Source organism: Salinicola sp. JS01 (assembly GCF_030284585.1).
Taxonomy (GTDB): Bacteria; Pseudomonadota; Gammaproteobacteria; order Pseudomonadales; family Halomonadaceae; genus Salinicola.
The window spans coordinates 274,138-295,393 of the sequence record NZ_CP127244.1; the positions used below are offsets into that span (position 1 = coordinate 274,138).

Annotated in this window: 19 protein-coding genes and 1 pseudogene; 13 read left to right on the forward strand and 7 right to left on the reverse strand. The window is 66.8% G+C overall.

Annotated features, from left to right (window positions below):
- Positions 1-67 precede the first annotated feature (67 nt).
- From QO259_RS01435 to QO259_RS01445, 3 genes are read right to left on the reverse strand one after another with little or no spacing between them, the layout of a single operon-like run.
- On the reverse strand, positions 68-1,396 hold the full coding sequence (locus QO259_RS01435) for a TRAP transporter large permease (protein WP_285951525.1): 1,329 nt from the start codon (positions 1,394-1,396) through the stop codon (positions 68-70).
- Positions 1,390-1,866, reverse strand: a complete 477-nt coding sequence (locus tag QO259_RS01440) for a TRAP transporter small permease (RefSeq protein ID WP_207034399.1) — start codon at positions 1,864-1,866, stop codon at positions 1,390-1,392. The genes QO259_RS01435 and QO259_RS01440 overlap by 7 nt, the downstream gene beginning before the upstream one ends.
- A 30-nt stretch (positions 1,867-1,896) precedes the next feature.
- A complete protein-coding gene (locus QO259_RS01445) occupies positions 1,897-2,901 on the reverse strand; it encodes a DctP family TRAP transporter solute-binding subunit (RefSeq protein ID WP_207034396.1) in 1,005 nt (334 codons plus the stop codon).
- Positions 2,902-3,290: 389 nt separating this feature from the next.
- Between QO259_RS01445 and QO259_RS01450 the strand changes: the two genes are divergently transcribed.
- Together QO259_RS01450 and QO259_RS01455 are read left to right on the forward strand one after the other, a co-directional pair.
- Entirely contained in the window at positions 3,291-4,268 is a 978-nt protein-coding gene (locus tag QO259_RS01450) for a DctP family TRAP transporter solute-binding subunit (RefSeq protein ID WP_285951526.1), read from the forward strand.
- Positions 4,258-5,112 carry an SDR family NAD(P)-dependent oxidoreductase gene (locus QO259_RS01455; protein ID WP_285951527.1) on the forward strand — a complete coding sequence of 285 codons (855 nt, stop codon included), beginning with the start codon at positions 4,258-4,260 and terminating at the stop codon, positions 5,110-5,112. The genes QO259_RS01450 and QO259_RS01455 overlap by 11 nt, the downstream gene beginning before the upstream one ends.
- A gap of 38 nt (positions 5,113-5,150) precedes the next feature.
- Here QO259_RS01455 and QO259_RS01460 read toward each other — a convergent pair whose 3' ends face one another.
- Positions 5,151-5,936, reverse strand: a complete 786-nt coding sequence (locus QO259_RS01460) for an IclR family transcriptional regulator (protein WP_285951528.1) — start codon at positions 5,934-5,936, stop codon at positions 5,151-5,153.
- A gap of 139 nt (positions 5,937-6,075) precedes the next feature.
- On the opposite strand from QO259_RS01460, the gene QO259_RS01465 reads away from it, so the two are divergent.
- Genes QO259_RS01465 through QO259_RS01485 form a run of 5 tightly spaced genes read left to right on the forward strand, consistent with a single transcriptional unit; the run spans position 6,076 to position 10,621 of the window.
- Positions 6,076-7,245: an acetyl-CoA acetyltransferase gene (locus QO259_RS01465; RefSeq protein WP_207034391.1), complete on the forward strand. Its 1,170-nt coding sequence runs from the start codon at positions 6,076-6,078 to the stop codon at positions 7,243-7,245.
- Positions 7,242-8,858 (forward strand): acyl-CoA synthetase, encoded by a 1,617-nt coding sequence (locus tag QO259_RS01470; RefSeq protein WP_285951529.1) that lies wholly within the window; start codon positions 7,242-7,244, stop codon positions 8,856-8,858. Before QO259_RS01465 ends, QO259_RS01470 begins: the two co-directional genes overlap by 4 nt.
- Positions 8,855-9,400: a PPC domain-containing DNA-binding protein gene (locus tag QO259_RS01475; protein ID WP_233076869.1), complete on the forward strand. Its 546-nt coding sequence runs from the start codon at positions 8,855-8,857 to the stop codon at positions 9,398-9,400. The genes QO259_RS01470 and QO259_RS01475 overlap by 4 nt, the downstream gene beginning before the upstream one ends.
- 1 nt (position 9,401) lies before the next feature.
- Entirely contained in the window at positions 9,402-9,821 is a 420-nt protein-coding gene (locus QO259_RS01480; RefSeq protein WP_285951530.1) for a PPC domain-containing DNA-binding protein, read from the forward strand.
- Positions 9,818-10,621 carry an SDR family NAD(P)-dependent oxidoreductase gene (locus QO259_RS01485; protein WP_285951531.1) on the forward strand — a complete coding sequence of 268 codons (804 nt, stop codon included), beginning with the start codon at positions 9,818-9,820 and terminating at the stop codon, positions 10,619-10,621. The genes QO259_RS01480 and QO259_RS01485 overlap by 4 nt, the downstream gene beginning before the upstream one ends.
- Before the next feature lie 12 nt (positions 10,622-10,633).
- Here QO259_RS01485 and QO259_RS01490 read toward each other — a convergent pair whose 3' ends face one another.
- Complete coding sequence (locus QO259_RS01490; RefSeq protein WP_285951532.1) at positions 10,634-11,125, reverse strand: DUF302 domain-containing protein; 492 nt, start codon at positions 11,123-11,125, stop codon at positions 10,634-10,636.
- Positions 11,126-11,330: 205 nt separating this feature from the next.
- Positions 11,331-13,049: a Na+/H+ antiporter gene (locus tag QO259_RS01495; protein ID WP_285951533.1), complete on the reverse strand. Its 1,719-nt coding sequence runs from the start codon at positions 13,047-13,049 to the stop codon at positions 11,331-11,333.
- Between the two features lie 363 nt (positions 13,050-13,412).
- On the opposite strand from QO259_RS01495, the pseudogene QO259_RS01500 reads away from it, so the two are divergent.
- The 3 genes and pseudogenes from QO259_RS01500 to QO259_RS01510 all read left to right on the forward strand — a co-directional run.
- Positions 13,413-13,844, forward strand: a pseudogene (locus tag QO259_RS01500) ((2Fe-2S)-binding protein); the annotation flags it as partial.
- A 115-nt stretch (positions 13,845-13,959) separates the two neighbouring features.
- Entirely contained in the window at positions 13,960-14,994 is a 1,035-nt protein-coding gene (locus QO259_RS01505; RefSeq protein WP_285951534.1) for an FAD binding domain-containing protein, read from the forward strand.
- The gene (locus QO259_RS01510; RefSeq protein WP_285951535.1) at positions 14,991-17,246 is read left to right on the forward strand and encodes a xanthine dehydrogenase family protein molybdopterin-binding subunit; all 2,256 of its coding nucleotides are present in this window, start codon (positions 14,991-14,993) and stop codon (positions 17,244-17,246) included. Before QO259_RS01505 ends, QO259_RS01510 begins: the two co-directional genes overlap by 4 nt.
- On the opposite strand, the gene QO259_RS01515 is transcribed toward QO259_RS01510, so the two are convergent.
- Positions 17,231-17,878 carry a TetR/AcrR family transcriptional regulator gene (locus QO259_RS01515; protein ID WP_285951536.1) on the reverse strand — a complete coding sequence of 216 codons (648 nt, stop codon included), beginning with the start codon at positions 17,876-17,878 and terminating at the stop codon, positions 17,231-17,233. The two genes, QO259_RS01510 and QO259_RS01515, sit on opposite strands and share 16 nt — an antisense overlap.
- 180 nt (positions 17,879-18,058) lie before the next feature.
- Here QO259_RS01515 and QO259_RS01520 point away from each other — a divergent pair, with 180 nt between their 5' ends.
- The 3 genes from QO259_RS01520 (at position 18,059) to QO259_RS01530 (ending at position 21,240) form a co-directional block, all read left to right on the forward strand.
- Positions 18,059-19,147: an HlyD family secretion protein gene (locus QO259_RS01520; RefSeq protein ID WP_285951537.1), complete on the forward strand. Its 1,089-nt coding sequence runs from the start codon at positions 18,059-18,061 to the stop codon at positions 19,145-19,147.
- Positions 19,148-19,160: 13 nt separating this feature from the next.
- Positions 19,161-20,711 carry a DHA2 family efflux MFS transporter permease subunit gene (locus QO259_RS01525; protein WP_285951538.1) on the forward strand — a complete coding sequence of 517 codons (1,551 nt, stop codon included), beginning with the start codon at positions 19,161-19,163 and terminating at the stop codon, positions 20,709-20,711.
- A 115-nt stretch (positions 20,712-20,826) separates the two neighbouring features.
- Complete coding sequence (locus QO259_RS01530; protein ID WP_285951539.1) at positions 20,827-21,240, forward strand: hypothetical protein; 414 nt, start codon at positions 20,827-20,829, stop codon at positions 21,238-21,240.
- Positions 21,241-21,256 lie beyond the last annotated feature (16 nt).

A 21,256-nucleotide genomic window follows, 5' to 3' on the forward strand; every position in this document is an offset into this window, starting at 1 on the left:
CGTCTTTGTCTTGGTCTTGATATCTGTCGTCGTCGGTCTCGGTGCCGTCGCGCTAGGTGCGGTGTGGCTAGAGCGCGATCAGCGAGATCGCCGGCACATAGGCCACGATCAGTAGTCCGATCAATGACACGATCAGGAAGGGCACCACACCGCGCGCGATCTGGCCCAGCGGCAGCCCGGTGATATTGGCGGCGACGAACAGATTGATGCCCACCGGCGGGGTGATCAGGCCGATGGAGAGCGCCGTCATCAAGGCCACCCCGAACCAGGTCGGGTCGAGGCCCAACTGCTGCACCACGGGCATGAAGATCGGCAGGGTGATGAACATGATGGTGATGGCGTCCATAAACATCCCTGCCAGCAGCAGGATGACCAGCATCATCAGCACGATCACCCAGGGGCTCTGGCTAATGCCCAGCAGCGCATCCGAGTAGTCGCCGACCAGCCCGTCGACCACCACCACCCAGCCGAACAGACTGGCGAACGCCACCACCAGCATGACCACCGCGGAGGACCCCGCCGAGGCCGCCACGCAGGCGAACAGCGCCCGCGGGCTGAGCGTGCGGTAGATGAAGAAACCCACGAACATGGCGAAGACGGTGGCCACGATCGCCGCTTCGGTGGGGGTGAACAGACCGCCATAGATGCCGCCCAGAATGACCACCGGTGTCAGCAGACCCCAGAACGCCTCGCGGAAGGCGCGCAGCAAGCGCGTGGCATAGGGCTGGCCGGCGTCTTCGCCCACTGCGTGCAAGAAGGCGGCATCCGCGCTGGCACTCTCGCTCGCCGAGGGTGGGGTGGCACTCAGTCGCGCGAACGGCAGTGCGCACAGCATCAGCACTCCGAGCATCAGGCCCGGCAGGATCGCGGCCAGGAACAGATCCGAGATCGAGGTGCCGGCGAGGATGCCGTAGATCACCAGGCCGATCGAGGGCGGAATGATCAGCGACAGCGCCGCGCCGGTGCAGACCAGGCCTGCGGCAAAGGCGCGGGAGTAGCCGTCGGCGACCATGCCGCGGATGATCAACGGCCCGATCGCCGCCACCGAGGCCGGCCCCGAACCGCTCACCGCGCCCCAGAACAGGCACACCACGGTGCCGACCAACCCCATGCCACCGGGCAGCCCGCCGACGAGGGTACGGAAGAAATTGATCATCTTCTCGGCGATACCGGTGATCCCCATGATATTGCCGGCGAGGATGAAGAACGGAATCGCCAGCAGCGAGTACTTGGCGATGCCGGAAACGATCAGGTCGCCCACCATGTCGAGCCCGAAGCCCATGACGTACATCGCCGCCATGGCTGACAGTGCCAGGCTGAAAGCCACCGGCACACGGATCAGGACCAGCACGAAGAACAGGATGATCATCTGGGTACCGGCGGAGAGGTCTAGCATGCGACACCTCCCGGACGGCGCAGCTCGGCGATCGCCAGCTCCAGCTGGCGAATCATCAGCATGACGAAGCCCAGCGGTAGAATCAGCGTGTAGTACCACTGGGGCACCTGCAGGGCGCTGGAAACCACCCCGCTGGTGTACTGGTGATCGAGCAGGGTCACGGTAAAGAGCGTGCACAGCACCAGCGTCACCAGCACCAGCAGGGTCGAGACCACCACCAGCACGCGCTTGAAGCGGGCGGGGGCGATATCGTAGAGCACCGTCACCGCCAGATGCTGGCCGCGCTTGGCCGCGATCGCCGCGCCGAATACCGTCAGCAGCACCATGCCGTTGATGATCAGCTCCTGGGTCGACGCCAGCGAGTAGTTGGTGAGATTGCGCACCACGACATTGACGAAGCCCAACAGCGTCATGCCGAGAAACACGCAGCCGCAGATCACTTCCTCGAAATGCTGCCAGGCCGATCGCATCAGCGTCTTGCTCCCGTGTTGATCGTCGAGTTACTGGCTGGGGGTATCGTTGACCGCTTGTTCGAACTGCGTGACCAGATCCTCGCCGACACGTGCCGCCCACTGGTCATAAACCTTGCTGGTGGCCTGCTTGAATGCCGCCAGTTGTTCAGCGTCGAGCGTAGTGATGGTCATGCCGTGCTGCTTGAGCGTCTCGACACCGCTGCGGGTTTGGTCGCGCGCCAGGCCGCGCTGATAGGCCATGGCCTCCTGCGCGGCCTTGGTCACCAGCGCCTGAGTCTTGGCGTCCCAACCGTTCCAGCGTTTCTCGCTGACCCCGATGAAAATCGGGTCGTAGGAGTAGTGCCACTCGGTCAGATACTTCTGCACTTCATAGAGCCGCTGCGGCACGATGATCGAGCCCACCGGATTCTCCTGGCCATCGACCACGCCCTGCTGTAGTGCCGAGAAAGTCTCGGTCCACTGGATCTGCTGCGGGTTGGCACCGAGGGCATCGAACACATCGATGTACATCGGACCGGCCACGCGGATCTTCATGCCACGCAGGTCTGCGGGCGAGGAGACCGGCTTGACGCTATTGGTCAGCTCGCGAAAGCCGTTCTCGCCCCAGGCGAGGATCTCGATGCCATTGTCGCGGGCGATCTCCTTCACCGCGTCCCCCGGGGCGCCCTGAATGGCGTTGTCCACCTGGGCATAGTTGGAGAACAGATAGGGCAGCGAGAACACCGCCATCTCGGGAATCAGCGGGGTGACGTTGATCGCCGAGGTGATCACGAAGTCGATATCGCCACGGCCCACCATCTCCGCCTGCTTCATCTGATCACCGCCGGAGAGTACGGCATTGGGGAAGATACGCACGCCGATATCGCCGTCGGACGCCTGCTTGAGCAGTTCGTTGAACTTCTCGGCGCCCTTCTGCCAGGAGGTAGCGTCGGAGGTGTTGTGGGTCAGGCGATAGGTCTCGGCATGCGCCGAGAGCGAGAGCAGGATGGTGCATGCGGCAACGGCCAGCGGAATCAACGTGCGCTTGATCATGGGGGTTCTCGCGTTCCGTAGAATGGAATTATTTTTGCGTGTCGATGGCAGGGTGGACGAGCCGGCCGTGGCGTGGAATTGGACGATGGTTGTAAACACCCGGGCAGCTGTGAGTCTTTTTTATTCTAATTTATTGATTATTATAGTAATAGCTTTTCTATCACATAGTCCTTTCTTCGTATTCTTCCGATTTTTATTGGCATGTTGGTTTTTAAAAAATTCCATAATATGAAATTTAGTCAGTAGGTCGTATTGCCGGGCGGCAAGTGCTTTCCCGATTCTCGGGGGGCGCCGGCGTCTTTGCGGTGGCGCTTTCACACGAATCGGAGGGTGTTATGGCGTTGTTTTGTAACGTGAAGATCGGCGTGTTGAGGGCAAGTGGCGCTGTCGTGGGGAGCCTGCTGTTGCTGGTCTCCACCGGCGTGGCGGCAGAGACACTGCGGCTATCCAGTGAGACCAGCGACGCCACGAGTCGCAACATGGGAGCGGCGCGTTTCGCGCAGCTCGTCGATACCGCGACCCAGGGGCAGACGCAGGTCAAGGTGTTCGCCAATGCGGTGCTTGCTGGCGGCGATCAGTTGCGACAAGCCGAAATGGTGGGGCGTGGCGATATCGACTTCGTGCTCTCCACGGCGATCTCGGTCACTCCGCTGATTCCCGAGATGGCGGTGTTCTCGCTGCCCTACCTGTATCGCAACTATGCGGAGGTCGACGCCACGCTCCAGGGAGAGCCGGCACGGCGGATGGAGCAGATCATGGCTGAGCACGGTCTCGTCGTGCTGGGCTGGGGGGAGAGCGGTTTCCGCGAGTTGACCAACAGCGTCAAGCCGGTCTCCTCCCCTGCCGACCTGCGCGGTATGAAGATCCGCGTGGCCGGCCCGATGTTCATCGATGTCATGGACGAGCTGGGAGCCAATCCACAGCAGATCCAGTGGACCGAGACCTTTGCCGCGCTGCAGCAGGGCGTGGTCGATGGCCAGGAAAACCCCGTCGGGGCGGTCATCGTGCCGCAGCGCATCTACGAGGTGCAGAAGTATCTGACCGCCTGGCACTACTCCTATGACCCCGCCTTTCTCGCCGTGAGCGAGGAGAAGTGGAACGCCTGGAGCCCCGAGATGCAGCAGACGATGCGTCAGGCGGCCCAGGAGGCGATGGATTATCAGAAATCACTCACCCGCGAGCAGACGCAGTCGGGCTACGCCACCCTGGCCGAGCATGGCATGGAGATCACGCAGTTGGACGACGCCCAGCTCGGCGACTTCCAGCAGGCGACGCGCCAGACCTTCGACAGCTGGTCACAGAAGGTGGGGCCGGCACTGGTCGACACCTTCCAGCAGGCGATCGAGGAGGTGCGACATGCCGAATGAGACGCTGGGCGGCGCACCGCGCCATGCAGGGGCGCTCGGTGCCGGCGGCTTGCTGGCCGGCCGGCGCGTGGTCGTGGTGGGGGCGGGTGCCTGCGGTGACGGCTGGGGCAACGGCAAGGCCGCAGCGGTCGCCTATGCCCGCCAGGGGGCGCGGGTCGTGGCGGTGGACCGCGATCTGTCGGCGGCGCGTGAGACCCAGGCCCTGATTCGCGAATCGGGCGGTGAGTGCGAGGCGCTGGAGGCGGACGTGGGCCAGGCGGCGGAGGTGGCGGCGATGATCGAGCGCGCCGCCGCTGCCCTCGGCGGGATCGATGTGCTGCACAACAATGTCGGTATGGCCATCACCGGTGGGCCGGAGGAGACCTCCGAGGCGGCATGGGAGCAGATGCTGCGGATCAATCAGACCAGTGTCTTCCTCAGCTGCAAGCACGTGCTGCCGATCATGCGGCGCCAGGGCGGCGGGTGCATCGTCAATATCTCCTCGATCGCGGCGGTGCGCTGGATCGGTTTCGCCTACTCGGCCTACACCGCGTCCAAGGCAGCGATTATCGCCTTCACTGAGAATCTGGCGGCCCAGTGTGCGGCCGATGGCATTCGCGCCAACTGCATTCTACCCGGGCTGATGGATACGCCGATGATCCACGCGCCACTCACCGCGGCCTATGGTGGCGACACCGCGGCGATGCTCGAAGCGCGCCATCGCCAGTGTCCCACGGGGTTCATGGGAGATGCCTGGGACGTGGCCAATGCGTCGCTGTTTCTGGCCTCTGACATGGCTCGCTACATCACCGGGGTGAGCCTGCGCGTGGATGGCGGACTGTCGCTGCGTGCCGCCACGGGCTGAGCGGTTGCCAATGCCGAGAGGGCAGGTGAAGCCCGCGCTCAGCGCATGCGCTGAGCGCGATGGATCTTGGCTTCCAGCGTTCTGGCGGCCTCGACCAGGCGCGGGCCGAGCTCGCGCTGGCGCTGGGGCTGCAGGCGACTCTCGATCGCCGCCACCGAGAGCGCGCCGAGCACACGCCCGTGGCGGTCGCGCACGGCGGCGCCGATGCCCCAGGAGCCCGCAACCACCGAGCCACGATTGATGCCGTAGCCCAGGGCGCGGCACTCGGCGATCCGCGGCAGGTGATCCGCGCGCTGATCGTTGGGGAAGTGTGCTGCGCACTCCTCGGCATTGGCGGCCAGACACTGCTCCACCTCGTCGTCGCTCATCGCGGCCAGCATCGCGATGCCGGCGCCACCCACGCCCAGTGGCAGGCGCGTGCCGGGCTGCAGTACGTGGGTCTTGATCGGGTAACTGCCATCTTCCCGGATGAGGCAGAGCGAGTGCCACTCGCTGCGCAGGCAGAAAAAGGCGCTATCGCCGGTGTCGGCGGCAATGCGCGCGACCGGCGTCGCCGCGATCTCCCTCAGGCCATAGCGCTGGTTGGCGATCACCCCCAGGGCGTAACACTCCGGCCCCAGGAAATAACCCTCTTCATCGCTCTTCTCGACCATGCCCTCTGCCATGAGCGCCTGTAGCAATCGGTGAACCGTGGGCTTGGAGAGTCCTGTGCGCTGGGTGATGTAGGCCAGCGACACGCCGCTGCCCAGCTCTCCGGCAATGGCACGCAGGACCTGCAGGGTGCGATAGGTGGACTGCGCACCCTGGATATGGCCTGAGTTCATGGTTGGCTCCTATCGTTCCATAATGTGGCCTAATTATTTGGTATATAACGGCCATCTTTCGGTTGAATGCCCTCTAGTCAGCGAATAGCGTAATTTATATCGCCATTTATTGTTCCATTTTATGGAATGTGGAGAAAGTATGTCAACGCAAGCCACGATTGTCGGCTGGGCTCATCTGCCGTTCGGCAAGCGCCCCGAGGCCGATACCGAAGCCATGATGGCGCAGGTTACCCCCCAGGCCCTGGCGCACGCCGGGATCACCCCGGAGGCCGTCGATGCCATTTTCGTAGGCGTCATGAACAACGGTTTTTCTCCCCAGGATTTTCAGGCTGCGCTGGTCGGCATGGGCGAGCCGGCACTGGCCTCGACCCCGGCCACGCGGCTTGAGAACGCCTGCGCCACCGGTTCCGCGGCGATTCATGCGGGCATGGACTTTATCGAGTCCGGCCGTGGCAGGATCGCGCTGGTGATCGGTGCGGAAAAGATGACGGCGCTGCCCTCGGCCGCGGTAGGCGAGATCCTGCTGGGGGCCAGCTACCGCCGTGAGGAGCAGGCCCCGGGGGGCTTTCCCGGCGTTTTCGCGCGCATCGCCAGCGACTACTTCGCACGCTACGGCGACCGCCGCGAGGAGATGGCCATGATCGCGGCCAAGAATCACGCCAACGGCGTCGCCAATCCGCTGGCCCATGTGCGCCGCGATCTCGGCTTCGAACGTTGCAACCGGGCCGATGAGGGCAATCCGCTGGTGGCCGATCCGCTACGGCGTACCGACTGCTCGATGATCTCCGATGGCGCCGCCGCGCTGGTGCTGGCGGACCCACAGACCGCGCAGGCGCTGCACCGGGCGATCGGCTTTCGCGCTCGGGTGCAGGCCAACGACGTGTTGGCGCTGAGTCGTCGCGATTCGACCGCCTTCGAGGGGGCGGCGCGGGCCTGGCGGGGGGCGCTGGATCAGGCCGGACTCGGCCTGAATGATCTCGATCTGGTCGAGACCCACGACTGCTTCACCATCGCCGAGCTGATCGAGTACGAGGCCATGGGGCTGACGCCGCGGGGCGAAGGGTATCGTGCGATCCGCGAGGGCTGGACCCACAAGGATGGGCGCCTGCCGGTCAATCCTTCCGGCGGGCTCAAGGCCAAGGGGCATCCGGTAGGGGCGACCGGCGTGTCGATGCACGTGCTGGCTTGCATGCAACTGATGCACGAGGCCGCTGACATGCAGATTCCCGGGGCCGGCCTCGCCGGCGTGTTCAACATGGGCGGCGCCGCGGTGGCCAACTACGTCAGCATCCTGGAGCGCGTGCGATGAGCGATACCCGGCAGCATCCCTTGGGCGGTCTCGCGCCGGTGAGCCGGCGGGTGATGAATCTGGCGCACTTTCTCACCCAGGCGGCGCGGCGCTACCCCGAGGCACCGGCGCTGGTGATGGGTGACAGGACGCTCTCCTGGCGGGCGCTGGATCAACGCGTCAGCGCCTTGGCGCTGGGGCTGCGGGCACACGGGCTGGAAAAGGGTGATCGCCTGCTGGTGCAGAGCCGCAACGGCTTCGAGATGATCGAGACGCAGCTCGCCGCTTTTCGGCTGGGGGCGATCTGGGCGCCGGCCAACTTCCGTATCGCGCCGGAAGAGGCGGCCTGGCTCGCCGAACTGACCCAGGCGAAGATGCTGGTGGTGGGGCCAGAGTTCGAGCCCCATCGGCAGGCCATGGCGGCAGCCGACCCGGCGCTGCGTCTGACCCTCTGTCTCGGTGAAACGCCAGAGGGCGGCGACCTCGACTACGAGGCCCTGGTGGCAGCATATCTGGGGCAGGCCTGCGCCAACATCGACGTCGAGCACGACGACCCGTGCTGGTTCTTCTTCACCTCCGGCACTACCGGCAAGTCCAAGGCGGCGGTGCTCACCCACGGCCAGATGGGCTTCATCGTCACCAACCACCTGTGCGATCTGATGCCGGGCACCGATCAGGCGAGTGACGCCAGCCTGGTGGTGGCGCCGCTCTCCCACGGCTCGGGGATCCACTATCTGACCCAGCTGGCGCGGGGCGTGAAGACCGTGCTGCCGAGCGCGTCGGGGTTCGATGCCGAGGAGATCTTCGCGCTGATCGATGCCCATCGCATCACCAACCTGTTCACCGTGCCCACCATCGTCAAGCTGCTGGTGGAGGACCCCGCGGCCGAGCGTTACTCGGCGGCTTCACTGCGCTACGTGATCTACGCTGGTGCGCCGATGTACCGCGCCGATCAGCAGCGTGCGCTGGCGCGCCTGGGGCCGGTGCTGGTGCAGTACTACGGGCTGGGCGAAGTAACCGGCAATATCACCGTGCTGCCACCGCAGCTGCACAGCGCCGATGACGCCTGCTTCAAGGTGGGCACCTGTGGCTATGACCGTACCGCGATGCAGGTCTCTATCCAGGACGAGACCGGCCGTGAACTGCCGCCGCATGAGAGCGGCGAGATCTGTGTCTGCGGCCTCGGCGTTTTCGCCGGCTACTATGCCAACCCGGAGGCCAACGCCAAGTCGTTCCGCAACGGCTGGTTCCGGACCGGGGACCTGGGCCATCTCGACGACGAAGGCTTTCTCTACATCACCGGGCGGGCGTCGGACATGTACATCTCCGGCGGCTCCAATATCTACCCGCGCGAGATCGAGGAGAAAATGCTCACCCATCCGGATATCCGCGAGGTCGCAGTGGTGGGCATGCCGGACCCGCGCTGGGGCGAGATCGGCGTGGCGGCGGTGGTCCCTCGGGAGGGGGCCGAGCTCGATCTCGCGGCGCTCGAAGGCTGGGTCAAGGCGCACGTGGCGAGTTACAAGGTGCCGCGGCGCTATCACCTGTTCGACAGCCTGCCCAAGTCCAGTTACGGCAAGATCACCAAGCAGCTCGTGCGGCAGGCGTTAGAGCGCCGGGAGGCAACCCCATGACCCAGTCGCGTCACGCCGGCTATCACCGCCCGCGCATGCTGCGTCATGTCGGGCGTTTCAGCCCGGTGCGCATTCACAGCATGCATCACCAGAGCGGTCGCCACATACGGCTGCTGCTGACGCCGGGGCTGTCGCTCTACGACGCCTTGGTGCGGCCGCTGGCGGATATCGGCGTGACCAGCGCCTCGACCACCATCCTCGGCGGCCAGTTCGCGCGCCTCGAGTACTGTGTGGCACCCCCTGATCCCAGCGGCCATGCGGTCATCGCCTACTCCCCGCCGATCGACGCGGGGGCGGCCTATCTGGTGTTCGGCAACGCCACCCTGGGCAAAGACATGCAGGGCAAGGCCCTCGTGCACTGTCATGCGTCGGTGCGCGTCGCGAGCGGCGAGGTCAAGGGTGGGCACATCGTGCCGCAGGCCTCGATCGTCGGCGCACAGCCGATTCCGGTGCTGGTGACCGCGCTGGAGGGCTTCGAGCTGCGCCAGGCCCTCGACGACGAGACCAATATCCCTCTGTTGAAGCCCTTCAAGGAGTCCTGAGATGGCCAACGCAGATACGACACGGATTGCGACCACCGAGACCGGCCGCATGGGGCGGGTCGCCTACGCGCGCATCGCGCCCAACGAGGATTTGGTACAGGGAGTGGAGAAGCTCTGCCTCGCCGAGGGGTTCCGCCACGCCTTCGTGCGCGGAGGCCTTGGGAGTCTGATAGATGCCAGCCTCGGACTACGCGACGGTGGTTACCAGCAGGTCTCCGGGCCCGCCGTTGAGGTGGTGAGTATTGCCGGTGAGGTCCGCTCGGGACCGGACGGCGCGCCGGTAGCAGCGCTGGCAGGGATCGTCGCCGACACGCAGGGCAATGTCTACGGTGGCCCCTTTCTGGCGGGCTGGAACCCGGTCTGCGTGACCTTCGAGGTGACGCTGGAAGAGTGGTTGCCGGATGCGGAGACAGCGGCATGAGCCAAGAGCGTAAGATGAACTCGACGAGTGCCGTAAACTCTCCAGCGCAGGCCGCGACCGGCGGGGCGGCAGTGATCACCGGTGGCGCATCGGGCATCGGCCTGGCGATCGCGTCGCTGCTCAAGGCGCGCGGGTGGGATGTCTGCCTGCTGGATCGCTCGGCCGAGGGGCTGGCCAGGGCGTGCGCCGAACTCGACCTGCCCGACCACGCCGTCTGCGCCTGCGACGTGGCCGACGAAGACGCGGTATCGGCGGCGGTCGACGCCCTGGCCGCGCATTATCGGCTTACCGCGCTGGTCAACAGTGCCGGGATCGGCATCGACAAGGCCACCATCGACACCGAGGTGGCGGAGTTCCGCCGTATCCTCGAGGTCAACGTGGTCGGCTCCTTCGTGGTTTCGCGGACGCTGGCGCGCTACTGGCTCGAGCGCGGGTTGCCGGGGTGTGTGGTCAATATCTCGTCGATCTCCGGCAGCTGCGGCAACAAGGGGCGCAGCGCCTACGGCGCCTCCAAGGCGGGGCAGGATGCGCTGACGCGGGTCATGGCCTGCGAGCTGGGCGCCCAGGGGATCCGGGTCAATGCGGTGGCGCCCGGGCCGATCGATACGCCGCTGGCGCGCGCCATTCATACCGATGCGGTACGCGCGCAGTGGCACGAGCGGGTGTCGCTCCGGCGCTACGGCCAGCCCGCTGAGGTCGCCAGCGTGGTCGCCTTCCTGCTCTCCGACGAGGCCTCCTACGTGACCGGCCAGGTTCTCGCGGTGGACGGTGGCTTCAGCAGCGCCGGGCTGCGTGCCTGACGCCCGCTGCCATCACGACTTGGTCGCCTCGACCAGCGCCTGCATTTCGCGGCTGAGCGGGGCGACCGCGGGGCAGTCGCCGACGCCGTGGCGGGTGGCGATCCACTGCGGGTCGTCGTAGCCGAGCCAGGTCTGGCCGTCGCTGTCCTGCCAGATCAGCGCCTTCATCGGCAGATCGATGCCGGCGGTGGCGGCGCACTGCATCAGGGGCGTCGAGGTCTTGGGGTTGCCGAACACGATCACTTCGTTGGGCAGCATGGCCATGTCGCGGGACATCGCGCCCTGGCGATGGTCGATGCGCGCGAAGATGGTCATGCCGCTGGTGCGCACGTTGTCGGCGAAGCGGCCGGCCACCTGGTGCACGCTGCCCTCGACCGGGGTGGCGACCAAGCCCGGCACCGTCGCGGCTGCCTGCGTCTCCTGGGCGCTGGCGGCGGTGACGGTGGCAAGGCTCGCGAGCGCCAGGCTCGCGGCGGTGATCCAGCGTGACATCGGTCGTTTCATCCCTCTCTCCTGTCAGTGACGAACATACAGTCTCCACGCGCGTGCCGGGATGGCGCTGCCGACCGGGTCGGCGAGCGTGCTCGGCACGCGCATGGATGAGTCGTGATCATGAACGGCGCGCGTGAACGGCCGTTGGCCATGGTTGCCGTCGATCTGGGGCCGGCCGCCCAGGCGTTGCAAGGCGGGTGCGGCCCCATGCCGCGGTTCAGTGAGCCGGCTGGCCCTGGTCGCTGGTCAGCGCGGCCTCGGCGAGGTCGACCTCGCGCACCAGCTTTCTGAGCACATTGTCGTTGATTCGGTGGCGCTGGCGAAGCTTGTAGTACTCACGGCGCTCGGCACGCAGCGCTTCCAGCCGCGTTTCGCGCTCCAGCTCACGGCTGGTGGCGAGCTGCGGGGTGGCGGTCTCGGTGGAGTGCAGCGCCATGCGCTCGCGATAGTAGGCCATCAGCTGTGAGCTGATGTCGTTGAAGGCGATTATCGTCTCGTCGTGGGTCTTGGCGCGGGCGAATTCGCCGGTACGGTCGTGGTGGAAGCGTTCGATACGGTAGATCGCCGCCTCGGCGCCGGCAATGCGCGCGCGGCGCTCCTCGTCGAACTCGCGGGTATCGCGGGGCAGCTTCAGATTGCGCAGCACCAGTGGCAGGCCGATGCTGCCGGTGATCAGGGTGAACAGGATCACCCCAGTGGCGAGGAAAATCAGCAGCTCACGGTTGGGGAAGGGGGTGCCGTTCTCCATCAGGTGCGGCAGCGACAGCGCTGCGGCCAGCGTGATGGTGCCGCGGATACCCGCCAGAGTCGCCGCCAGCATCAGGCGCAGGGACAGGCGGCCATTGCCGTCCGGCGTCGGCAGCCGCGGGCGGCCATGGATCAGGCCGCGCAGCCGGGTCAGCGCCAGCCCGACCTCGCTGGCCAGCCAGATCCACAGGAAGCGCGACAGCAGCAGCGCCAGCGAGATGATCGCCACGTAGCCGAGCAGGCGCAGGAACTCGTAGTCGCCGATGTCGTGCAGCGAGTGGTCGAGGGCACCGTTGATGATCGCCGGTAGCTGAAAGCCGAGCAGCAGGAACACCAGGGCGTTGAGCACGAACTCCAGCATCTCCCACACGCTCTGGGTCTGCATGCGCGCATTCAGCTGGCCGACCCGCTTGAGGTCGGCGCGGTTCATCACCATGCCGGCGGCCACCGCGGAGAGAATGCCGGAGAGCCCCAGGTGCTCGGCGAGCAGATAGGCGGCGAACGGCAGCAGCAGCACCAGCAGGATGACCTGGACCGTGGTCGCCTCGCCCAGATGGCGCTCGATCAGGCGGGTGCGCAGCAGGTTGAAGCCCATGGCCAGCAGTGCCCCCACCACCAGCCCACCCACCGCGATGATGAAGAAGCTGAAGGTGGCATCGACCAGCGAGAAGGTGCCGGTGAGCGCGGCGGCGACGGCGAACTTGAACGCCACCAGGCCGGAGGCATCGTTCATCAGCGATTCGCCCTCGAGCACGCGCATCAGCCGTGGCGGCACCGGTAGCCGGCCGGAGATCGATGACACCGCCACCGCGTCGGTGGGCGAGAGGATCGCCGCCAGGGCGAAGCTCACCGCCAGCGGCAGCGCCGGGAACAGCAGGTGGATGAAGTAGCCCACGCCGACCACGGTGAACAGCACCAGCCCCAGCGCCAGGGCCAGAATGGGCCCGCGCAGGCTCATGAACTCACGCTGGGGGAAGCGTCGGGCATCGGCGAACAGCAATGGGGCGATGAACAGCAGCAGGAAGATCTCCGGCTCCAGCTCGACATGTAGACCGGCCGCCGGCCAGGCCAGCAGGGCGCCCAGGATGATCTGCACCAGCGGCGTCGGCAGCGCTGGCACGAAGCGTGCGATGACACCGGTGGCCGAAGCCACCAGCAGCAGAATCAGGACCAGGATCAGCGTATTCATGGTGGTCGTGGATCTTCCTTGCCGGGTGGGTCGGGTGGCGCGAGCGGCCAAGCTTAACCGAAGTCAAAGCGCGGGAAAGGCCGGCGGAGACATTTACGCTCATCTCCGGGCGGGGTGGCGCTCGGGTGTCTATGCTGATCAGTCGACACGGCGACGGCGTCCTGACAGCGCCCCGCCCTGCATGGATTCCCGTGACACCCATTGGTTCCCGGCCGCAGTGTGCCCGGCGCCCGCCAGCGCGGCGGCGGTGCCGCCTGGCCCAAGCCGTGGCGTTCACGTGAGTCGCCCCAGACCGCGGGGCGTGGCCGCGCGCAGTGACGCGCACTGTGGCCGCGCCTCGATCACCGATGAGGAGCCGGCAAGATGGACGATTCCGTGCATTCCCCGACCCGGCGCGGGCCCCCCGCGCCGACCCTGAACGTCAACTTCACCCTCAACCAGCAGCCGATCTCGCTAGAGGTCGCCCCCAACGCGGTACTGCTCGACGTACTGCGTGAGCAGCTCGGCCTCGGTGGTACCAAGAAGGGCTGCGACCAAGGCCAGTGCGGCGCCTGCACCGTGCACGTCGACGGCCAGGCGATGAACGCCTGCCTGCGGCTGGCGGTCATGTGTGAAGGCCAGCACGTCACCACGGTGGAGGGGCTTTCGCGGGAAGGCGAACTGCACCCGGTGCAGCAGAGCTTCCTCGCCTGTGATGCCTTCCAGTGCGGTTACTGCACCCCGGGGCAGATGATGTCGGCGACGGCGCTGCTCAATGATCCACGCATCGGCAGCGACGACGCCGCGGTGAAAGAGGCGATGAGCGGCAATATCTGCCGCTGCGGCGCCTACAAGAACATTCTGACAGCGATCCAGCAGGCGCGTGCGACCTTGGCCCACGACGCCACGAGCCGGGCAGGGAGGGGACCCCATGAGAGCCTTCGACTTCTCCCGCGCCGAGAGCGTCAGCAACGCCGCGCAGCACGGCAACGCCGAGACCGCCTTCGTCGCCGGCGGCACCACCCTGCTCGATCTGGTCAAGCTCGACGTCATGCGCCCGGCGGCGGTGGTGGATATCAACGCGCTGCCGTTGAAGACGGTCGAGCGGCTGGCGGATGGCCGACTCAGGATCGGGGCGCTGGTGACCAATACCGATCTCGCCCATCACCCGGAGGTGACGCGAGACTACCCGCTGCTCTCCCAGGCACTGCTGGCGGGCGCCTCGACCCAGCTGCGCAACATGGCGACCACCGCCGGCAACCTCATGCAGCGCACTCGCTGCCCCTACTTCCGCGATGTCGGCAGCGCCTGCAACAAGCGCCAGCCGGGCAGCGGCTGCGATGCCCGTGACGGTATCAACCGCATGCACGCGCTGCTCGGTGGCAGTGCCGACTGTATCGCCGTGCACCCGTCGGACATGTGCGTGGCGCTGGCCGCCATCGGCGCCACCCTGACCCTCGAAGGGCCGGCGGGCGAGCGCGAAGTGGCGTTCGCCGATTTCCATCGGCTGCCCGGCGATACCCCGCACATCGAGCACGACCTCGCCGCGGACGAGCTGATCACCGCGCTGACCCTAGACGCGCCGCTGACTCTCGATGCGCCGCTGGCGCCAGCGGGGTCGCACTATCTGAAGCTGCGTGACCGCGCCTCCTACGAGTTCGCGCTGGCCTCGGCGGCGGTGCAGCTCAAGCTGGATGGCGAGCGCATCACCGAGGCCCGGCTCGCCCTCGGTGGCGTCGCCACCAAACCGTGGCGAGCCAGCGAGGCCGAGGCCGCCCTGGCCGGCCAGCCGGCCGTGCTGGCGAGCTTCGAACGCGCCGCCGAGATCGCCCTGCGCGACGCCCGGCCGCTCGCCCACAACGCCTTCAAGGTCGACCTGGCCAAGCAGGCGATCGTACGCGCCCTGCGCGATGCCACCCGCGCCGCCCGCCAGGGCGGCACCGACACCCAGGAGAGCCAGGCATGAACGATCTGACCCAGTCGACACTCGCCCAGCCCAAGGTCGTCGGCCAGCGCACGCCGCGTATCGACGGCGAGTTCAAGCTCACCGGCCGTGCCGGCTACACCGGCGAACTCAGCGTCGAAGGCATGCTCTACGGCTATCCGGTCGGCGCGACCATCGCCCACGGCACCCTGGAGCGCCTCGACCTCGACGAGGCGCTGGCGATGCCCGGGGTGGTCGATATCTTCCACCACGCCAACTTCCCCCGCCTGCACCGCTCGCCCAACAGCATGGGGCATGGCGATCAGGTGAGCGAGGTGCGCCTGCCGTTCGAGGACGAGCGCATCTACTATCACGGCCAGTACGTCGCGCTGGTGGTGGCGGAGAGTTTCGCCCAGGCCCGTGCCGCCGCTCAGCGCGTGGTGGCCCGCTACCGCCAGGAGACCGGGGCGATATCCAGCCTGCTCGATGGTGCCCACGACAGCCACACCGAAGGCGAGCTGCTGGAAGACTCAGGAACCACCCGCGGCGATCCGGAAGCCGCGTTCGCCGGCGCTGAGGTGCAGATCGATGCGGTCTATCACATCGCCGCCGAGAGCCACCTGCAGATGGAGATGCACGCCACCCTGGCCGAGTGGCGCGATGACGGCAGCCGGCTGGTGGTGCACGAGTCGAGTCAGGGGGTGTTCTACCAGCGCAACGCCATGGCTCGGATCTTCGATCTGGCGCAGGAGAACATCGAGGTCATCTCCCACTACATCGGCTCCGGCTTCGGCAACAAGCTGTTCATGTGGCCCCACGCGGTGGCCGCTGCCGGTGCCGCGCGCGAGCTCGGACGTCCGCTCAAGCTGGTACTGCCGCGGGCCCAGGACATGACCGGCGGCGGCAACCGTCCCGCCTCGCGCCAGCGCCTGCGGCTGGGGGCGGATCGCGACGGCCGCCTGAACGCGGTGATCCATGACTCCACCACCGAGACCTCGCTGGTGGATCGTTACGTCGACGCCTGCGGCAGCGCCACGCCGAGCTTCTACGCCTGCGACAACCTGGCGGTCAGCCAGCGCATCCTGGCGCTCAACCACGGCACGCCCTGCCCGATGCGCGCGCCCGGCGAGGTCTCCGGCATCTTCGCTTTGGAGACCGCGATGGACGAGCTGGCGGTGGCGCTCGAGATGGACCCGGTCGAGCTGCGTCTGCGCAACTACGCCCACGAAGACCCTGAGAGCGGCCTGCCGTGGTCGAGCAAGCAGCTCGACAAGTGCCTGCACAGCGCCGCCGAACGCTTCGGCTGGGCCCAGCGCGACCCGGGCATCGGGGCGATGCGCGACGGCGACGAGATCATCGGCTACGGCATGGCCGCGTGCACCTGGTTCGCCGGGCGCCAGCCGTGTCAGGCGCGGGTCGAGCTGCGCGCCGATGGCACCCTGTTCGCGGCCTGTGGCACCCAGGACATCGGCACCGGCACCTACACCATCGTGGCCCAGACGGTGGCCGAGCTGACCGGCGTCGCCGTGGCTGACATCGAGGTCAAACTGGGCGAGACCAGCCTGCCGACAGGGCCGCTCTCCGGGGGCTCGATGGCCACTGCAACCACGCTGCCGGCGGTGGCGGCGGCGGTCCGCGATGCCTTGAGCGCGCTCAAGGAGGTGGCGACCGGCCACGGTGGGGTGTTTGCCGGGGTCGATGCCGACAGCCTGACGGTGGCCGAGGGCGCGCTGAGTGACGGCCAACGCAGCCACAGCTTTGCCGAGGTGCTCAAGGGCATGCGTCTGTCCAGCGTCAACGGTCAGGGCAGCAGCGCCCCGGGGGAGGAGAAGAAGCAGTACAGCTTCCGCTCTTTCGGTGCCCACTTCGTCGAGGTGCGCGTCGATCCGGGCATCTCGCGGGTGCGGGTGGCACGGGTGGTATCGAGCATGGATATCGGCCGCGCGATCAATCCGCCCACGGCGCGCAACCAGGTCGAAGGGGGCATCGTCATGGGGATCGGCATGGGGCTGTTCGAGAAGCTCGACTACGACCCGCGCGACGCCCGGCTGATCAACGCCAACGTGGCCGACTATATCGTGCCGGTACACGCCGACATCCCCGAGATCGACGTCGAGCTGCTCGACTACCCGGACTTCAAGTTCAACGAGTTCGGCGCCCGCGGGGTGGGCGAGATCGGTCTCACCGGCATTGCGCCGGCGATCTCCAATGCGCTCTATCACGCCACCGGCAAGCGTTACCGCGACCTGCCGGTGACCATCGAAGCGCTGCTTGCCGATCACGCTTCGGGGTAGCGCAACCCGCCGACGAAAAGGGAGACGCAGCGCGCCACGCGCTGCTCGATCGCCGCCTGCGAAGGCGGCGATTCCAGTTGCAGCAGCTGGGTCAGATGCAGCTCGCCGAGCACCGAGCCGAGGAAGATGCCGGCGAGTTCGGCGGCGTCGCCCTGGGGCAGGCGTCCGGCGCGCATCTGGCGTGCGAGATAGGCGGCCAGCGCCTGACGCACGCGGCCCGGCCCGGCGGCGTAGAACAGCTGGCCGAGCTCGGGTTGCCGCGGGCTCTCCGCCACCACTTCACGGTAGATGCCCAGGGTCTCGCAGTCGGTGACCTTGGTCAGCAGGGTGACGCCCAGGCGCTGTAGCGCCTCCTCGACCGCGAGCCCGTCGACACCCTCGGCGGAGAGCGCTTCGTAGAGGTGGTGGGAGCGGCGCTCGATCATCGCCTGGAACAGCCCCTCCTTGCTGCCGAAGTGGCGATAGAGGGTCGAGAGTGAACCGCCCGCCTCGGCGACGATGTCGTTGACGCTGACCTGACCGTAGCCGCGCTCGAGGAACAGCTTCTGGGCTGCGTCCATCAGTGCGTCGCGGCGTTTGAGACCGCGCTCGGTGGTGGGCGTGAGCGTGCGGGGAGCATCGGATGACGGCATGGCGCTGGCGGAGGCCTCGTTGGATGAGCGGTGAAGGCATCGAGTGAGTTGCCAGCCGTAACGCGATCACGGTGGCGTTTTACGAAAGATAGTGTAGCATACACTACACTTTAGTCGCGCCTGTGTCTCCGGCAAATAGCCGTGTCTCCGGCTCCCAGTCAAAGGCATGAAGATCAACGCATGAAGATCAAGAAAAAGCTCTATACGGCGGCGGCGATCCTGGTGCTGGCGGTCGTCGCGCTGGTGTTCGCGTGGCACTGGTGGCACACCGGGCGCTTCTTCGTCAGCACCGACAACGCCTACGTACACACCGACAGCGTGGCGGTGCGCGCCGAACTCACGGCCAAGGTGGCGCGGGTGGCGGTGACCGACAACCAGCGCGTCGAGGCGGGCCAGCTGCTGGTCCAGCTCGATGATCGCGACACCCGCAGCCAACTGGCCCAGGCCCAGGCTCAGCTCGCGGTTAACGCCGCCGGTGTGACCCAGGCCCAGCGCCAGATCGAACTCGACCGCGCCAGTATCGATGAAGCCCAGGCGCAGGTGAGCGCGGCGGAATCCGACGTCGCCCAGGCGCGCCAGCATCTCGAACGCTCGCAGTCGCTGGCGTCGAAGAACTACGCCTCGCGTCAGCAGCTCGACGACGACCGCGCCTCGCTGCGCGTGGCCCAGGCCACCCTGTCCGCGCGCCGGGCCAGCGTCGAGTCGGCCAAGCGCCGGCTGAGCGCCGACCAGGCCGCGGTGGAGAGCGCCCAGGCCCAGCGCGATGCCGCCCAGGCCGATATCGACTACTACCAGAACCAGCTCGCCAAGACCCGCATCGTCGCCCCGCGCACCGGGGTGGTCGGCAACCGCACGGTGGAGGCCGGCGACCTGGCCCAGCCGTCGCTGACCCTGATGCAGCTGGTGCCGGTCTCCAGCGCTTACGTGGTGGCCAATTTCAAGGAGACCGATATCGAGCGCATGCGCGTGGGCCAGCCGGTCTCTCTGGAGGTCGATGCCTACCCGGATATCGCCTACACCGGCAAGGTCGACAGCGTGGCGCCGGCCACCGGCACCCAGTTCAGTCTGCTGCCGCAGGACAACGCCACCGGCAACTTCAACAAGATCGTGCAGCGGGTGCCGGTCAAGATCCGTATCACCGGCCCCAAGGATCAGCTGTGGCGGCTGCAGGCGGGGCTCTCGGTGGTGCCCTCGGTGGATACGCGCCAGGTCGACGGCCAGGCGATCTACTTCGATCCGGGCCCCGCGCTCGAAGACAGCGCCCCGTGAGGAGTGACGCGGCATGAGTGAGGTCGCGCCACCCGCCAACGGCGGCCCGCAGGAGATGCCCTCCTGGCACCACCGCTTCGGTTTCGTCGCGGCGGTGTTCGGGATGTTCATGGCGATCCTCGACATCCAGATCGTGGCCAGCTCGCTCAACGAGATCCAGGCCGGCGTTTCCGCCTCCAGCGACGAGATCTCGTGGATCCAGACCTCCTACCTGATCGCCGAGATCATCATGATCCCGCTCTCCGGGGTACTGATGCGCTGGCTCTCGACCCGGGTCGCCTTCGTCATCTCGTGCGCCGGTTTCACCCTGGCCAGCCTCGGCTGCGCGCTGGCCACCAGCATCGATCAGCTGATCGTGCTGCGTGCGATCCAGGGCTTCATGGGCGGGGCGATGATCCCGCTGACCCAGGCGGTCAGCTTTTCGCTGTTCCCGCGCCGGGCGATGGGCACGGTGCAGGGCATCATCGGCATGGTGGTGACGCTGGCGCCGTCGATTGGTCCCACCGTGGGCGGCTATCTCACCGAGATCTTCAGCTGGCACTGGCTGTTCCTGGTCAACGTGATTCCCGGCATCTTCGTGACGCTGGCGGTGTGGCGTTTTCTCGACGTCGACGAAGGCGATGCCAGCGTCGCCAAGCGGCTCGACTTCACCGGCTTGATCCTGATCGCGCTGTTCCTCGGCAGCCTCGAGTTCGTGCTCGAAGAGGGCCCCGGCGACGACTGGTTCTCGAGCGAGCTGATCGTGTGGATGACGCTGCTCTGCGTGGCCTCCTGCATCGGCTTTTTCTGGCGGGTGCTCACCTGTGAGCATCCGATCGTCGATCTGCGCGCGTTCAAGAACCTTAACTTCTCGGTCGGCACCGGGCTGGTGTTCGTCGTCGGCATCGCCATGTACGGGCTGGTCTATCTGATGCCGCTGTTTCTGGGCGGCGTGCGCGGCTACTCGAGCCTGCAGATCGGTGAGGTGATGTTCGTCACCGGGGTGGCGATGTTCTTCACCGCCCCGGTGGTGGGGCGGCTGACCAACTCGGTCGATCTGCGCGTGCTGCTCTTCTTCGGCCTGCTGCTGGTGGGCATCGGCACCGCGATGAACTCGAATCTCACCAGCGAGTCGGGCTTCTGGCAGTTCTTCTGGCCGCAGATCGTGCGCGGCACCGGCATGATCATGTGCATCATCCCCGCCTCGCGTATCGCCCTGGGCACCCTGGGGCCGGCGGAGCTGGGCAATGCCGCGGGGCTTTTTAGCGTGATGCGCAACCTGGGTGGTGCGGTCGGGCTCGCCATGCTCGATACCGTGCGCGACTGGCGTGAGGACTACCATTGGAACCAGTTGATCCCGGCGCTCGACCAGGGGCGGGTCGTGGTCCAGCAGCAGATCGCCAACTATCAGTCGATGCTGATGGGCCATGTCGCCGACCCCTACCACAGCGCCGTGGCGATGCTCGGCCAGCGGATCGGCGTGCAGACCCAGGTGCTCGCCTACAACGACATCTTCCTGTGGATGGGCTGTCTTTACCTGATCAGCGTGCCGCTGGTGCTGCTGCTCAAGCGCATCGAGCACTGAGGCAGGGCGGGGGAGATGCAGGCGCGCGGCGTGGATGCTTCAATAGCGCCAGTTCTGTCGGTGGCGTGACCGCGATGGCCGCGCCGCCTTTGCCAACCCGTTCTGGAAGCCGATGATGCAGACCCCGCAACCGCCCAAGCCGGGCGCCGACGAGCCCGTTCGTACCGTGTCGCGCCTGATCGGCGCCTTCGCCGCACCGGTATTGATCTATCTGGTGGTGTGGGAGCTGGCCGCGCGCCTGCTGCTGCCCGGTGTCGCCGCGTCCGGGCGCGAGTTCGTGATCAACCTGTGCAGCGTGCTGATCCCCTGCCTCGGCGTGCTGGTCAGCGTCTACCTGGCCGGCGTCCGTGCCGGGCGGCTGCTCGGCGGCGGCGTGATGTCGCTGTTCTTTCTCTACCTCTATGTCTCCTCCGGGGTGGCCTTCAGCTGGCTGCCGATACTGCTGACCCTGGGCGGCGTGGCCCTGGCGCTGGTGCTGGCGCGCTTCTGCCCCACGCTCAAACCCGACCTCGGCGATCTCTTTGGATAGGGGATCTCTTTGGATA